Raw genomic sequence first — 16247 nt, forward strand, 5'->3', positions numbered from 1 at the left:
CCGACTAGAACGATGTTTACCTTATTTTCTTACTAACACACTTTATGATTTTTTTGGAGGAATTAAGATGTTCACACAAGAAGAAAAGGATGCATTTTACAAGATCCTATATAAAAGAAGAGATATCCGAACCTTTTTAAAAGACCCGATTCCAGATGAATCAATTCGAAACATTCTTCAAGCGGCCCATCACGCACCATCAGTTGGATTTATGCAACCTTGGAATTTTATTATGGTTGATTCAACTGAGCTTAAAGAGCGTTTAGCTTGGGCAGCCGATAAGGAAAGACGAGCACTTGCCATCCATTACGAGGATGATGTGGAGAAGGAATCTCACTTTTTACAACTGAAAATTGAAGGAATAAAAGAAGCTCCGTTAACGATCTGCGTGACTTGTGACCCGACGAGAGGCGGTTCTCATGTTTTAGGCCGAAACTCGATTCCAGAAACCGATCGTCTTTCAACTGCTTGTGCTATACAGAACATGTGGTTGGCAGCTTGCGCGGAAGGACTAGCGCTTGGTTGGGTCAGCTTTTATAAAAAGCAAGATGTTTGTGACATATTAGAAATTCCTCCACATATTGACCCAATAGCTTTACTAACAATTGGCTACACAGAAGACTATCCGGATAAGCCGATTTTAGAAACATCGAATTGGGAGAAACGAAGAAACTTAGATAATCTCTTGTTTGAAAATAAATGGGGGCAACAACAAGAGAAGTAAGAAACAATAGTTGGAGGTTTATATATGCAAAAAAGAAAACAACAATTTGCAGTGATGTTAGTCGTTTTCCTTCTACTATTAACTGCATGTGGAGTATCAGATGCCTCACATAACGAAGATGGTAAAGAAACTTTGACTGTTGCGTTCCCTTGGAGTATTTCGGGACTTGATCCGCATAATACGGGAGGAAATAGCTGGAACGTCATGCGTTCAGGTGCAGGAGAAACGTTAATTAAACTTGATGAAACATTAAAACCAACACCTTGGCTTGCAAGTAATTGGAAACAAGAAGATGAAACGACATGGATCTTTGAACTACAAGAAAACGTATTGTTTCATAATGGAAAGGAGATGAACGCTACAAGTGTAAAAGATTCATTGTTAAGATCTATTGAAATGAATTCACGTGCAAATGACTTATTATTGATTGAATCAATTGAAGTAGTAGATGAACATCAATTAAAAATCAAAACAGAACAGCTTAATTCAGCTTTGATTTCTCACTTAGCCGATCCTTCTTTAATGATCGTTGACGTAAAGACAATTGATGAAGACACTAGCTTCCCAGCTCTTACGGGAGCATTTTCATTTAAAGAATTTATCAAAGATGAATCGCTAACAGTGGAGCGCTTTAACGATTATTGGGGAGAAAAAGCCTTATTATCTAAAGTTACGTTGAAATTTATATCAGACGGTAATACGCGGTTAATGTCACTGCAATCAGAAGACGCAGACATTGCGATTGATATCCCGGTTGATGGGATCTCTTTAATCGAGCAAAATGATCAGTTGAAGGTAGTTACGGCTCCTTCGATGAGGACTCATCTCCTTCTTTATAATATCAATTCTCCTTTTTTTGAGGATGTAAATTTCAGAAAAATGATCGACCAGTCTATTCCTCGTGAAGACATTGTTGCCTCAATTATGAAAGGGTATGGTACGGTGGCCAATAGTGCTTTTACAGATGTTCTTCCATTCGGTAAGATCGAGGAAACGGATCCATTACCATCTGTTGACCGAATCATGACTGAAGGCGGTTGGCAGAAAAATGAGCATGGGATTTGGGCAAAGGAAGGCAAGCTATTCGAAATAAAGATGTTAACGTTTCCGCAAAGACCAGAACTTTCGGTTATGGCCGAGGTTATTCAAGGTAAACTAGCACAACAAGGAATCAAGGTTAACATTCGTCAAGTAGAAAGTATTGACGAAGCTTTAGCACAAGACGATTGGGATGTTTCGATGTACAGTATGCTAACTGCTCATACAGGGGACCCTCAATATTTCTTGAATGTTTTTTACCGAGAAAACAGCTCAACAAATGTTAGCAACTATGTATCAAAACCATTAGAAAGTGTAATTGATCAATTAAATGAAACGACGGAGACTAATAGACGGAATGAACTCGCTATAGAGGCACAAACAATCATTCAAAATGATGTTCCTCAATCATTTATCGTTCATCCTGAGACGATTTTTGGAATGAATCAGGCTGTTCAAGGATTTTTAGCCCATCCGATTGAGTATTATTATATCCATCCTCAAATTAGTATCAAGTAGTGTGAGAGGAACATACGATGATTCGCTTTTGCTTAGAACGTGCTTTTCAATTAATATTTATCGTTTTCTGTCTCTCTACCCTCACATTCATTCTTTTAAGAATTTCACCAGGTGATCCAGCTTATATCATGTTAACGACACATGGTGTGCCTGCTTCACAGGAGGCCCTTGAGTCCCTGCGTGAGGAACTTGGATTAACCGATTCATTACTGAGTCAATACGGACAGTGGTTAAAGAGTGTTGTGACGTGGCAATGGGGAAATTCGTATATTTCCGAAGAACCTGTTTTAGAGGAACTAGTAAAAAGATTACCTGCAACGATAGAGTTGGCTACAGCAGGTTTGGTTGTTATGACCTCTATAACGTTGTTGATAGGGATTTCTACAGCCGTTTGGCCTAATGGCTGGCTGAACCGATTTGGCAAGTTTCTAGCTCTCCTCGGTTCAGCAGTTCCGACCTTTTGGCTTGGATTTCTCTTGATTTATTTTTTTTCTGTTCAGTATGGATTCCTTCCTACGACAGGTCGAGGCAATTGGCAGCACCTTGTATTGCCAGCCCTTACACTTGGTATGGGAATGGGTACTGTATATGCGCGTATTCTACGAACGAATATGCTTCAATTAATCAATCAAAATTTTGTCAAGGCAGCAAAGGCAAGAGGATTTTCTACGAGTCGTATTTTGCTTTTTCAACTATTGCAGCATGCGTTGCTTCCTATTATAACCATGCTTGGGACAAGTTTTGCCTTTATGTTAGGTGGGAGTATTATTGTAGAAACCATTTTTTCATGGCCTGGACTCGGAAGGTATATTATTCAAGCGATTATGCAGCGAGATTATCCCGTTATTCAAGGGTATGTAATATTTGCTTCTTTTTTATTTATATTGATACATTTTCTCGTTGATCTCATTTATGGATGGTTAGATCCGCGATTAAGAATGACGGACTGATGGAGTTGATCAATGTTGAAAATCATTAAAAGAAGGCTAGGTATTACAAAGGTGATTGGGGTTACTCTACTCATTCTATTAATTCTCGTTGGTCTATTGGCACCATGGTTATCTCCTCATGATCCTTTAGCGATTAATCTAGTAAATAGACTAAGTTCCCCTAATTGGAACTATTTATTTGGAACAGATCATTTAGGTCGCTGTATTTTATCAAGAATTATGTATGGCATTCGAACGACCATTGCAACAGCTTTTCTAATCATGCTTTTTACTTTACTCATTAGTCTCCCAATTGGTCTTATAACGGGCTATATCCGTGGACGTTCAGATCATTTTTTGATGCGTATTGTTGATGGGACTCTTGCCTTGCCCGACATTGTACTTATGATCGCAATTGTTGGTATTTTAGGTCCAGGTTTTTTTCATATGATTGTTGCGATCGTACTCGTTCGCTGGGCTAACTATGTTCGTTTTATTCGGAGCCTTGTCTTAAAAATAGGTAACGAAGATTATATACGTACAGCTCGAATCTCAGGAAATTCACATATTAACATCCTGAAACATTATATTTCACCTTTCATCTTTCCACCTATTATCGTTTTTGGCGCCTTGGATATGGGCAGAATTGTCCTTTTAATTGCTGGGCTCTCTTTTTTAGGTCTTGGAGCTCAACCGCCAACGCCTGAATGGGGAGTCATGTTACATGATGCTACAGCGTATTTTCAAATTGCACCCCATATGATGATTTTTCCTGGTCTTGCCATCATGTTTTTCGTTTTAACATGTCAACTTATTAGTGAACGGGGGAGAACAATTGATACATCTATCTGATAAGAGGTGTTTTAGTTGACGATTAGAGAAACTTTATTAAGCATTGAACAGCTAGAAATTTCTTATTATGAAAATAGAAAGCAAGTTCCTGTTATTCATAATGTATCGCTTCAATTGTACCGGGGTGAAACAGTTGCACTTGTTGGACCAAGTGGCTGTGGGAAAAGTGTAACTGCACAAGCAATCGTAGGATTACTAGAAACAGGGTTTAAAGTGACAAATGGTGCCATTATATTTAAAAACGAAAATATTAGTAACTATACCAATAGGCACTGGGAAAAACTCCGCCGTGATGAGATCGCCTTATTGATTCAGCATTCATTAAACGGGCTAAACCCAATCCGTACCGTAAAAAAACAAATGATTGAAACGCTCAAATATCAAAAAAAGTGGAAGAAGAAAGAGATGGAACCATATTTACATACGCTTTTACAGCAAGTTGGATTTACCGACCCAGATTATATCCTGTCCTCTTATCCATTTGAATTAAGCGGGGGAATGCGACAGCGGGTTTTGCTAGCAATGATGGTTAGTTTACGTCCTAAACTGTTAATTGCTGATGAACCAACAACAGCTCTTGATGTCATTAATCGAGACAAAGTTTTGGTTTTACTTAAAAAGTTACAACAGGATTATGACCTGACAGTTTTACTGATTTCCCATGATAAACAAAGTGTGAATAAAATCGCCGATCGCGTTGTGCAAATGAGCGTAGGGGGAATTGTCAGTGAGTCTACTTCAACTTTGTAATGTGTCTAAGGAATACCGATTAAGAAGCAAAAAAAGGCGGTTATTAAAACCTTGTTCAACTTTTAAAGCGATTAAACAAGTAAATTTGTCATTGGAAAAAGGGGAATGTGTCGGTCTTATTGGAGAAAGCGGCAGTGGGAAAAGTACGTTAGCTAGATTAATTATGAAATTAGAGCCGTTAACATCTGGTGAAATTTTTCTAGAAGAACAAGCAGTAAGTGGGAGACAACTTAAAGATTTAGTGCTTTATAAGCGGATTCAATTAGTATTACAAGACTCCTCTACTGCCTTACACCCTAAAATGAAAGTGAAAGATTGTTTATTGGAACCAATAAAAAATTTTTTCCCTAGCGAAAAAGAAAAATGGGATGAGATGTTAGCTAGAGTAGTAGAGTTAGTAGAGCTGGATTTCACTTATCTAACAAGATTTCCGCATCAATTAAGTGGAGGACAGAAACAACGAGTTTGCATCGCGAAAGCATTAGCTGTTCAACCGGATGTGATTATTTTTGATGAATCGATTGCAAGCTTAGACTATGACTCTCAAGTGTCTATTATAAAGATGTTAAAAACAATTCAAGTAAAAGAGCAACTATCGTATTTATTCATCACTCACGATCTTCAATCAAGTAGAGAATTGTGTAACCGCGTAGCTGTTATGTATGAAGGAGAAATTGTGGAAATGTTTGATCAATGGGATGTAAACCAACTAAAACATCCTTATACACGGTCATTAGTGGAAACGCTCAATGTGAATGTTATAAGGTGAATAAATGCTAATAAATTTAAATAGGAGGTCGACATGAATAAAGAGAAACAAAAAAGGCAAGGGTTAACACTCGTTTATACAGGAGATGGAAAAGGGAAAACAACAGCCTCTTTAGGATTAGCTCTTCGAGGAGTAGGGAGAGGACTTAAGGTGAAAATCTATCAGTTTATAAAATCGCCAGAGCGAACATACGGTGAGCAAATTGCCTTACGAAAGTTAGGAGTTGAGATGGTTCAACTAGGGATTGGATTTACTTGGACAAAAACACCTGAGGAGCATAGAGAAGCGTTAAGAAAGGCTTGGCCTATTGCTAAAGAAGCTGTTATGAGTGGAGAGTATGATTTAATTATTTTAGATGAACTAAATAATGCCTTAGCAATTGATAAATTTCCAATTGACGATGTCTTACCATTGGAGGAAGTCATTGATTTGCTTCAAAATAAACCTTCTCACGTCCATCTTGTCATTACAGGAAGAAATGCAAAGCCTGAAATTAAAGAGTTAGCTGATCTTGTGTCTATCATTGAACCGGAAAAGCATTATTACAATGAAGGGATACAAGCTGTTAAAGGAATAGAATTTTAAAAGTATAGCAAATTGCAGCTACTTATTAAAAAAAGCTATCAATTTTCTCAGGAAGTATGCTAGCTTTTATTTATACTTTGATAAAAAAGAAAACAGTTTGGAGTGAAACTTATTGAATAAAGCTGTTCCTTTAATGATCCAGGGGACTCATTCAGATGCTGGAAAGAGTGCCCTTGTAACGGCTTTATGCCGAATTTTTGTTCAAGATGGTTTTAAAACAGCCCCTTATAAATCACAGAATATGGCATTAAATTCTTATATTACAGTTGACGGGAAAGAAATCGGCCGAGCACAAGGTGTACAAGCTGAAGCAGCGGGAATTAAAGCAACAACGGATATGAACCCTATCTTGATTAAACCGAGTGGAGAGTCGGAGTCACAAATTGTTGTTCATGGGAAACCTTATAAAAATATGCAGGCAGGAGCATATAGGCAAGAATTTTTTCAACAAGGCTTGCAGTTAATTCAAGAATCGTATAGCAGATTATCTAATCAATTTGAGCGTATTGTCATTGAAGGAGCTGGAAGTCCTGCTGAGATTAATTTAAATGACAGAGAACTTGTGAATATGCGTGTTGCACAAATGGCTAATTCACCAGTGATTTTAGTAGGAGATATTGAAAAAGGAGGAGTTTTTGCCAGTTTAGTAGGAACATTGCAACTCCTTAGTCCTGAAGATCGGCAAAGAGTCATTGGGGTAATCATTAACAAGTTCAGAGGAGATGTGTCACTATTACAGCCAGGTCTTAGTTGGTTTGAGGAGTATACTGGGCTTCCGATTTTAGGAGTAGTCCCTTATATTAACGATTTAATGATAGAAGCAGAAGATTCGGTTGTTTTGAGCAAATATGCGTCTAAAGAAGATGCTTCTAAAGAAATCGATATTGCTGTTATTCGTTATCCAATGATTTCAAACTTTACAGATGTGGATCCTTTTTTTGAAGAACCGGATTGTCATGTTCGTTTTGTCAAAACAGCGGAAGAGTTAGGAGAGCCAGATCTAGTTATTTTACCAGGTAGCAAAAATACAATAGAAGATATGATGTTTTTAAATAATAAGGGCCTAACTAATCGGATATTGAATTTGGCACAGAAGGATACGACGATAGTAGGTATTTGTGGTGGTTATCAAATGTTAGGTAACGTAATTGAGGATAGGTACGGAATTGAATCACGCCATATTCAGATAGAAGGATTCGGACTTATTCCAATGAAAACGTCGATGACATCCAATAAAACTACGGTACTTTCTGAAGGGATAGCGTTATTTGGAGAGGAAAACATTCCAGTTACAGGCTATGAGATACACATGGGTGAATCTTATTATGAAAAGGAATACAATCATTTTATTCAGTTAGCTGAAAGAACCGACGGAACTATTACTCATGACAGGAAAATAGTCGGAACTTACTTTCACGGCATCTTCCATAATGATTTATTCCGGGAAGTGTTACTAAATGAGATCAGACAGACAAAAGGTTTGGAACCAATTCATAATAGAGCATCTTTTGCTAGAAAAAAAGAAGAAGGGTTTGACTTATTAGCAAAGGTAGTAAGAGAGAATATTGAGTTGGACCGAATAAATGAAATGATGATCGAATTTCAGAAGAATTGAAACGACAATTGATAAAACTGTAATTAAGAAATTTTTGAATTTTATAAAATGATAATTGAATAAATCTAATGAGAGCGTGTTTTCAAAACACGCTCTTTTAATCGTTTTTCAAGGGTTAAAAGTAAATTTGATCATTTTCACTAGAAGAAAGTAAAAAACAAACGATGAGGTGATTTCGATCAAGGAGAGGAACTAATGGAAGAAGGATCTTATTTGGCATTATAACACGGGTAAATACATGTTCTTATCACTTATTTATTTGGATGTTGGGTTCTTAGTGCTGCAACTAAACTCTTGAATAGAGTCAAGTGTGGAGCAATTAACCTTTTAAAAGCATGACAATTTTACTATTTCCTCTAAAAGTAATTGACAATGATTATCATTTTTAATAAGATGCATGTGAGAGAGACGAATGATAATGATTTTCATTATCTATATTAATTAAAGTTAAGTTTGGAAAACAAAGGGCATATAATACCAATTTTGTATTAACCCTTAAAATTTTCCTCGTAATTGATAGTGGTTATCATGTTATAACCCGAAATTCATTCATAAAAGTCAATTAAGAAAGCAGGGATTTTATGAAATTCTATTCAACTAATGATCAATACCTTGAGACCCAAGCCAAGCGTGAATCCAATGCTCGTTCTTATCCACGTCGTATTCCCATTGCGATTGCTGAAGCAAATGGAATTTATGTGAAGGATGTAGAAGGAAACGTGTTTATCGACTGCTTAGGTGGGGCGGGAACTTTGGCGCTAGGACATAACCATCCGGTAGTAACAGAAGCTATTAGAAAAGTGTTGGATGATAACCTACCATTACATACATTAGATTTAACAACACCAGTCAAAGAAGAGTTTGTTCAAGAAGTGTTTCATAGCCTTCCAGAAGATTTTGCTAAAAAAGCTCGGATTCAATTTTGTGGTCCGTCTGGGTCAGATGCTGTAGAAGCTGCCTTGAAGCTAGTAAAAACGGCAACGGGCAACCGAAGCATGTTAGCTTTTCAAGGTGGTTATCACGGGATGACCCATGGCTCGCTTAGTCTGATGGGGAATTTAGGACCGAAGAAGCAAATACCTGGCTTAATGCCTGATGTTCATTTTCTTCCATTCCCTTATGAGTATCGTTGCCCGTTTGGGGTTGGTGGTAACGAAGGATATGAAATCGGCCAGACGTATATTGAACAGCTTTTATGTGATCCGGAAAGCGGAATTGTTCCTCCTGCAGGAATGATCATGGAAATTGTTCAGGGAGAAGGTGGAGCGATTCCGGCTCCAGATAGGTGGGTGCGGGAGATGAGGAGAATCACACAGGAAAAAGGAATCCCACTGATCGTTGATGAAATTCAAACAGGTTTAGGTCGTACAGGAAAACTTTTTGCATTCGAACATGCGGGAATTACACCAGATGTAGTCGTTCTCTCAAAAGCGATTGGCGGATCCCTGCCTTTAGCTGTTGTTGTCTATCATGAAGATTTAGATAAATGGAATCCTGGAGCACATGCAGGAACTTTCCGTGGTAACCAAATGGCCTTTGCAGCTGGAACAGCAACAATTAAATTTGTGAAAGAAAATGCGTTAACGGAACATGCAGAAGAAATGGGTTCTCGTTTGATGGCACAATTACAAGAAATTCAAGCTCAAACGAATTGTATTGGTGACGTAAGAGGGCGCGGTTTGATGATCGGAGTTGAAATTGTTAATAAAGAATATCAAGCAAATAAAGTCGGCAATCAGCCAGCATATCCAGAATTAGCGAGTCACATTCAGCGAGAGTGCTTCAAACGTGGATTGATCCTTGAGCTTGGAGGCCGTCACAGCAGTGTCGTTCGTTTCTTGCCACCTTTGATTATAACAGCTGCTGAAATAGATACTGTCAGTACAATTTTTTTAGATGCGATTAAGGATGCTGAAGCATCGATTAAAGGGCGCTTAATGCAGGAACAGGAGGTGTGAGGATGACATTCAGTCAAGTAGGTCTTCTAGAACAAGCAATGCAACCAGTCAAACATAAAAATAGGTTTGATCGTTACTTTTTACATGGGGAAGCGGAAAGCATCGATTACTATGATAAGGCAATGAGGTGGGCACAAGAGGCTTTCGTTGATCAGTATTCTAGGAATGAAAAGCCATACAGCGGATTGCCGCATGAAGAATTCGTCAAATTGCTTGATGAAACATTTAAGGAAATGTTACCTGAGGATGGATCATCAATTAAAATGTTATTTGAAAATATTGGTGAAACGATCTTAAAGCATTCGATTGTTGTTTCGAACCCTACATGCCTTGCCCATCTTCATTGTCCGCCTTTAAGTTCGGCTCTTGCAGCGGAAGTGCTGATAAGTGGAACGAATCAATCAATGGATTCATGGGATCAAAGTGCTTCTGCTACTGTCCTTGAAGAAAAAATGGTGCGTTGGCTAAGCGATCTATTTTTCAGAAGGAAACGAGCAGATGGGGTCTTTACAAGTGGTGGGACACAATCTAATTTGATGGGATTATTACTGGCTCGGGATCGCTATTTAAAAAAACACCTTCATTGGGATGCTCAGAAAAACGGATTGCCAGTAGAGGCTAGTAAACTACGAATCTTATGTTCAAAGGATGCGCATTTTACCGTTCGTCAATCTGCTTTTTTACTTGGATTAGGAGAGCAGGCGGTCATACCGGTCGAAACAGATAGTAAGCATTGTATGTGTACGGACAGCTTAGATCGTTGCTTAAAGGAAGTAAGTGAACAGGGTTTACTCCCATTTGCCTTAGTAGCAACAGCAGGAACAACAGACTTCGGCAGTATTGATCCATTAGTTGAGTTAGCAGTTCGTGCCAAACAGAATGATATGTGGTTCCACGTTGATGCTGCTTACGGGGGAGCACTCATGCTAAGTGAGCGTCACCAACATAAGTTACACGGAATCGATCTTGCAGACTCAATCACTATTGATTTTCACAAGTTATTTTACCAACCGATTAGTTGTGGAGCTTTTCTTGTAAAGGACCGATCAAACTTTGATTTTATTAAACTAAATGCAGATTATTTAAACCCCGAGGACGATGAAGAGACGGGCATTCCTAACTTAGTAACAAAGTCAATTCAAACGACTAGACGCTTCGATGCATTAAAGCTTTTTGTTTCTTTCCATGCTCTTGGTAGAAAAACATTTGCTGAGATGATTGATTATACGATCGATTTAGCTCAAGAAACGGCAACAATCCTTGAGGGAGATCCTGATTTTGAGCTAATGAATCAGCCTGAAATTAATGCGGTTGTCTTTCGGTATTGTCCTCAAGGAAAGGAAAAATTGAAGGATTCGGAATGGTTAAATAGAGTGAATGGTCTGATTCGTACCAAACTATTGGAACAAGGGCACACCGTTTTGGCAAGAACCCGAGTAAACAAATTTGTTTACTTAAAATTAACATTACTAAACCCGCGGACAACGGTGGAGGATATTAAAGCGATTGTAAGCCAAATGAAACAATTAATTCAAATAGAAGAACGTAATAGGAGAGGATGGATAAAATGAATTCGAAAGACATTGCCGAGCAAGCAACGATACAAAGTTTTTTAAATTGTTATTTAAGAGAAACGGCAGAATATAAGCTAATCGATAAAAACATGGCTGCTGATTACTTGGCAAATAGACTAGCCGATCGCCCAGAAGTAAAGCAACTCATTGAATGTGAATTGAAAAATCAAGGCATTTACTTGTATATACCACTTTCTTATTGGTCGATAACAGGACGCCATATGTTCTCGTATCCTCTCTACTATTCTCTTTCAGCTGAGAATAACGAGTTGCTTGAACTTGATTACATAACACTTACAAGTCTGATTATTAAAGAGCTGAATGTGAAAGCAGGGTTTGCTTCAAGTGGAACAGGCAATCAAGACGAACTGATGATGCGAGTCATTTTAAGCTGCCAAAGCATCGAACAATTTATTCAAGCACGCACGAAAGAGAGCGATCGTCTCTATCAGCCTGATATGAGTTTCATTGAAGCTGAGCAAGCATTGATTTTTGGGCATTTATTACATCCAACACCAAAAAGTCGTCAGGGAATCGCTGAGTGGGATGTCCCCATTTATTCACCAGAGCTGAAGGGGCATTTTCAATTACATTATTTCCGCATTCATATGTCGATTGTTTATCATCGCTCAGCCCTTGAAAATACAGCTGTTAGTCTTGTAAAGGAACAATTGTTACAAGATCCTGAAGTGACAAGTGACTTTAAATCTAAGTATTGTCAAGCTGACGAGTATGCCCTACTTCCGATACACCCGTGGCAGGCTGAATTTTTAATGAGGAAGCCGAAAATACAAATACTGATGAAGCAAGGATTAATTGAGAGTGTTGGAAAACAAGGTCGGTCTTTTTATCCAACATCCTCCGTTAGGACGGTGTATCATCCAGAAGAAAGGTATATGTTTAAATTTTCCTTAAATGTAAAAATTACAAATTCGGTCCGTGCTAATAAAAACATGGAGCTTGAAAGAGGAGTAGAAGTTAAGAAACTACTAGATGGCAAGATTGGTGAGGATCTCCGAAACAATCATCCTGACTTTCAAGTAATATGTGATCCAGCCTTTATGACGGTTGCGATTGAAGGTGAAAATGAATCTGGCTTTGAAGTAATTTTAAGAGAGAATCCATTTTATTTAGAAGATGCTGATAATGCCACTCCTATTGCTTCACTATGTCAGGATTCGATTAACGGACAAACATCGAGACTAGCAGAAATGATTAAACAATTAGCAAAGAAGGAAGGGCGCTCTACTGAAGAGGTGAGCTTAGATTGGTTCGGGCGCTATCTTGATCGATCCCTCCAGCCGATTATCTGGCTTTTCTTAACCTATGGAATTGCACTTGAGGCACATCAACAAAATAGTGTCATTCAGTTAAAAGAAGGGTATCCTGATCGTTTCTTTTACCGGGATAATCAAGGCTACTATTTTAGTGAGTCTTATCATCAGCGACTAAATCAGCTATTGCCAGGGATTAGCGAGAAAAGTAATACCGTTTGTTCGGATGTAATTGCAGATGAGCGTTTACGTTATTATTTTTACTACAATCATTTACTCGGCTTAGTGAATGCGTTTGGAGTCGGGGGGCTGATTGATGAAAGGAAACTATTACAAAAAATTAAGGAAGCCCTTGCTCGGATTGAAATCCCAGCGGAAAACTCATCACAATTTATTCAAAGCTTGCTAACATATGAGAAACTTCCGTGCAAAGCAAACTTACTTACCCGTTTTCATGATATGGATGAGTTGACAGGCTCTCTTGAAACACAATCGGTATATGTTGAAATCGATAATCCATTAGTACAGAAGGAGTTGGTGACGAGTGAAACTTTTTGATGAGCAGACTGGTTATGAAATTTCATTTCGCCAAGTCCAGTTAGAAGATGATTTGGAGCGTTTGCATCATTGGCATCATCAAGCCCATGTCATTCCATTTTGGAAACAAAACTTTCCTCTGCCTGAATATAAGGCGCATTTACAAAAGCTATTAGCTGATCATCATCAGACTTTATATATAGGTCATGTTAACGGTGAGCCGATGAGTTACTGGGAATGCTACTGGGCTAAAGATGACATCATTGCAAATTACTATGAGGTTGAAAACGGAGACCAAGGGATTCACCTGTTGTTTGGCCCTGACAAATTTTTAGGGAAAGGGTTATCCTTACCATTACTTCGGGCAATGACTGCCTTTGGGTTTCGGCATGAGGAGACCAACAAAATTGTCGCTGAGCCCGATATTAACAATAAAAAAATGATTCATATTTTTGAGAAATGTGGCTTTGAAGCACAAAAGGAAGTAGACCTACCTGATAAACGGGGCTTGCTCATGTTTTGTGAGCGCACAACCTTTTTAAGGAGGTGGAAGGATGTCAACTTCATACAACAACAATATGTTTGATGTCATTGGTGTCGGAATTGGTCCTTTTAATTTAGGATTAGCAGCATTAATGGAAGAAAGCACGGAAGTAAAGTCACTATTTTTTGAACAAAAGCCTCATTTTGAGTGGCACGGTGGGCTTCTTATTGAGGAAACGACACTTCAAGTCCCATTTCTAGCAGATGTTGTTACGATGGCTAACCCGAAAAGTCGGTTTAGTTTTCTGAATTACTTGCACGAACATGAACGATTGTATAAATTTTACTTTCTTGAACGATTTCATATTCCAAGAAGAGAGTACAATCATTATTGCAAATGGGTATCTGAACAAGTCAGAAACTGCAGCTTTGGTAAGAGAGTGACAACAATTGAGTGGGAGACTGATTTTGTTGAAGTGAGCTGGTATGAAGGAGAGCAAAACAGCCTAAATGGTTACTTCAAAATAGAAACAGAGGACATCGAAACAGGGGATGTTACCTACTATTATTCTCAGCATCTTGTCCTTGGGATTGGGAGTACCCCTTTTATCCCAGATAGTATGTCAGGTCATTCGAAAGATAACATTTTTCATTCTGCCCAATTTTTACAAAATCGAGAGCGATTACGCAAGGCTGATTCCATTACTGTTGTAGGATCAGGCCAAAGTGCGGCCGAGGTCTTTTTAGAACTATTAAAGGAACAGCCTCTCTTTAACTATCAATTAGATTGGTTTACACGATCAAAAGGCTTCTTTCCAATGGAGTACTCAAAGCTTGGCTTGGAGCATTTTTCTCCAGACTATACAAATTATTTTTACGGATTGTCTCAGGCAACAAAGGATGTGCAGCTTCCGAAACAGGACTTGTTATATAAAGGAATAAGTGCGAAGACGATAGCCGATATTTATGATGTTCTCTATGAGTATTCAGTCGGAGGGCAGGAGCCACCTGTTCGTTTGCTTGCTAAAACGGAAGTAGCAGCTGTAAAAGAGGTTGACATGGGTGCAAGCAGGAAGTATCAATTACGATGCAGACAATGGGAGCAGGAGCAAGATTTCATCCATGAAAGTGAGGTTGTCATAGCAGCAACTGGTTATCAGCATCCTATTCCAAGGTTTATTTCGAATTTAAAATCACTGATTGAATGGGATGAAAAAGGAAGGTATCGTGTTGAGGAAAACTACCAGCTTAAGCTATCGGACGATATAGATAATAAGATCTTTGTTCAAAATGGGGAGATGCATACCCATGGAGTGGGGGCTCCAGATTTAGGATTAGGAGCTTACCGGAATACAATGATTATCAATAAACTAGCTAATCGGGAAGTCTATCCTGTTCGCAAACGCAATGTGTTTCAGCAATTTGGGGTTAACTAAATGTCTTCTTTTAGGACAACTCAGACAGTGTTATTTTTCCTGATATTTTATTTTGTTTATGCGGATGTTGCACTGTCTCCCTTTTATCCCCAGTTTTTTAATAAGGTGTTTGGAATTGAAGATTTGGAATATACAGCTTTTTATATTTTCATTGCTCGTTTAACGGTCGTCATAGCAGTTCCGATTTGGGGACTGCTTTCCAAATACTTTGAAGTAAAGTACTTGTTGTATGTCGGACAATGGGTTTCCGCTGTGATGATGGTGGGAATGGCAGGAGCGCTGAATGAACAGCAATTTTTATTGTTTACGATTTTACTATTAATCGGAAAGAGCAGTTTCTTTCTTATTTATCCTTTGCTGATTGAATTAAATGGCCAGGGGAAACGTTCTGCTGTTGTTGGAATGTACCATATGATCTTTCACGGAGCGATCATTCTAGGGACGTTATCAGGGGCATGGATCATCCGACTTGATGATCCTTTGCTTTTATTTTACGGACTGGCTGGAGTGGAGGTAATTCTTTGGCTTATTTGCTGCCTCACATTACGAAAGCTTTCATCAAGGAAAAAAGTCGTATTAAAAAGAGAATCGGTGCACTCGACGACTAGTAAGCAGGTCTATTTTGTTTTATTGATTGGTCTGGTCATTTTTGCTTTTCATACAGCGAATAATATGATTCGTCCGTATTTTACAACGTATACAATTAATGATTTTCAGCTTTCTATCGTTGAGAGTAGTATTTTATTTATGGTTCCGAGTGCGATGGCAATTATAGCTTATCCCGTTATTCGAAAAGTTTGTTCACAGGAAAAAGTACCATTTGTTTTTGCGTTAGCGTTAGCTGTCTTATCTATTAGTCTCATTTTACAAGGTGTTACTACTAGTTTCATTGTGCTAGCGATCGGAAGGATTTTTTACGGTTTTTTTCTTGCAATTGCCCAATCAGCACTGGAACTTTACTTGTTTAATAAAAGTAGCAATCACATGCAGGTTTATACAGTTGCTTCATCGTTTCAAAATGCTGGGTTACTAGTCGCTCCGTTGCTCGCTTCAACGTCAGTTATATCATATAACTTAGCGGCACCATTCGTTTTTGCTGGAGCGATTTGTTTACTGACCCTGATTGTCGCCCGTTTAACTCTTTTTAAAGAGGCAAAGCCACTGGTTCAGAAAATAGATGTAAAAGAAGTCGGTTAAATGAATA

The 16247-nt window shown here is 38.4% G+C and carries 14 protein-coding genes; all 14 read left to right on the top strand.

Features of this window, described 5'->3' with window-relative positions; translation table 11 throughout:
* Window positions 1-67: 67 nt before the first annotated feature.
* Window positions 68-724, top strand: coding sequence for a 5,6-dimethylbenzimidazole synthase (bluB, locus tag LDX58_RS03775; protein WP_227935529.1), 657 nt, complete (start codon window positions 68-70; stop codon window positions 722-724).
* Between the two features lie 24 nt (window positions 725-748).
* Window positions 749-2281: an ABC transporter substrate-binding protein gene (locus LDX58_RS03780; protein WP_227935530.1), complete on the top strand. Its 1533-nt coding sequence runs from the start codon at window positions 749-751 to the stop codon at window positions 2279-2281.
* Between the two features lie 17 nt (window positions 2282-2298).
* Complete coding sequence (nikB, locus tag LDX58_RS03785) at window positions 2299-3231, top strand: nickel ABC transporter permease (RefSeq protein WP_227935531.1); 933 nt, start codon at window positions 2299-2301, stop codon at window positions 3229-3231.
* Window positions 3232-3246: 15 nt separating this feature from the next.
* Window positions 3247-4062 carry a nickel transporter permease gene (gene nikC, locus LDX58_RS03790; protein ID WP_372459115.1) on the top strand — a complete coding sequence of 272 codons (816 nt, stop codon included), beginning with the start codon at window positions 3247-3249 and terminating at the stop codon, window positions 4060-4062.
* Window positions 4063-4077: 15 nt separating this feature from the next.
* Window positions 4078-4812: an ATP-binding cassette domain-containing protein gene (locus LDX58_RS03795; protein ID WP_227935533.1), complete on the top strand. Its 735-nt coding sequence runs from the start codon at window positions 4078-4080 to the stop codon at window positions 4810-4812.
* A complete protein-coding gene (locus LDX58_RS03800) occupies window positions 4790-5581 on the top strand; it encodes an ABC transporter ATP-binding protein (protein WP_227935534.1) in 792 nt (263 codons plus the stop codon). Before LDX58_RS03795 ends, LDX58_RS03800 begins: the two co-directional genes overlap by 23 nt.
* A gap of 33 nt (window positions 5582-5614) precedes the next feature.
* Window positions 5615-6166: a cob(I)yrinic acid a,c-diamide adenosyltransferase gene (locus LDX58_RS03805; RefSeq protein ID WP_227935535.1), complete on the top strand. Its 552-nt coding sequence runs from the start codon at window positions 5615-5617 to the stop codon at window positions 6164-6166.
* A gap of 112 nt (window positions 6167-6278) precedes the next feature.
* Window positions 6279-7781, top strand: coding sequence for a cobyric acid synthase (locus tag LDX58_RS03810; protein WP_227935536.1), 1503 nt, complete (start codon window positions 6279-6281; stop codon window positions 7779-7781).
* A 581-nt stretch (window positions 7782-8362) separates the two neighbouring features.
* Window positions 8363-9739 carry an aspartate aminotransferase family protein gene (locus LDX58_RS03815; RefSeq protein WP_227935537.1) on the top strand — a complete coding sequence of 459 codons (1377 nt, stop codon included), beginning with the start codon at window positions 8363-8365 and terminating at the stop codon, window positions 9737-9739.
* 2 nt (window positions 9740-9741) lie between these two features.
* Window positions 9742-11310, top strand: a complete 1569-nt coding sequence (locus LDX58_RS03820) for a pyridoxal phosphate-dependent decarboxylase family protein (RefSeq protein WP_227935538.1) — start codon at window positions 9742-9744, stop codon at window positions 11308-11310.
* On the top strand, window positions 11307-13145 hold the full coding sequence (locus tag LDX58_RS03825) for an IucA/IucC family protein (protein WP_227935539.1): 1839 nt from the start codon (window positions 11307-11309) through the stop codon (window positions 13143-13145). The genes LDX58_RS03820 and LDX58_RS03825 overlap by 4 nt, the downstream gene beginning before the upstream one ends.
* Window positions 13132-13710: a GNAT family N-acetyltransferase gene (locus LDX58_RS03830; RefSeq protein WP_227935540.1), complete on the top strand. Its 579-nt coding sequence runs from the start codon at window positions 13132-13134 to the stop codon at window positions 13708-13710. Before LDX58_RS03825 ends, LDX58_RS03830 begins: the two co-directional genes overlap by 14 nt.
* The gene (locus LDX58_RS03835; RefSeq protein ID WP_227935541.1) at window positions 13679-15043 is read left to right on the top strand and encodes a lysine N(6)-hydroxylase/L-ornithine N(5)-oxygenase family protein; all 1365 of its coding nucleotides are present in this window, start codon (window positions 13679-13681) and stop codon (window positions 15041-15043) included. Before LDX58_RS03830 ends, LDX58_RS03835 begins: the two co-directional genes overlap by 32 nt.
* Window positions 15044-16240: an MFS transporter gene (locus LDX58_RS03840; protein WP_227935542.1), complete on the top strand. Its 1197-nt coding sequence runs from the start codon at window positions 15044-15046 to the stop codon at window positions 16238-16240.
* Window positions 16241-16247 lie beyond the last annotated feature (7 nt).

It is taken from the genome of Alkalihalobacillus deserti, from assembly GCF_020734105.1.
In the GTDB taxonomy this organism is placed as follows: domain Bacteria; phylum Bacillota; class Bacilli; order Bacillales; family Bacillaceae_D; genus Halalkalibacter; species Halalkalibacter deserti.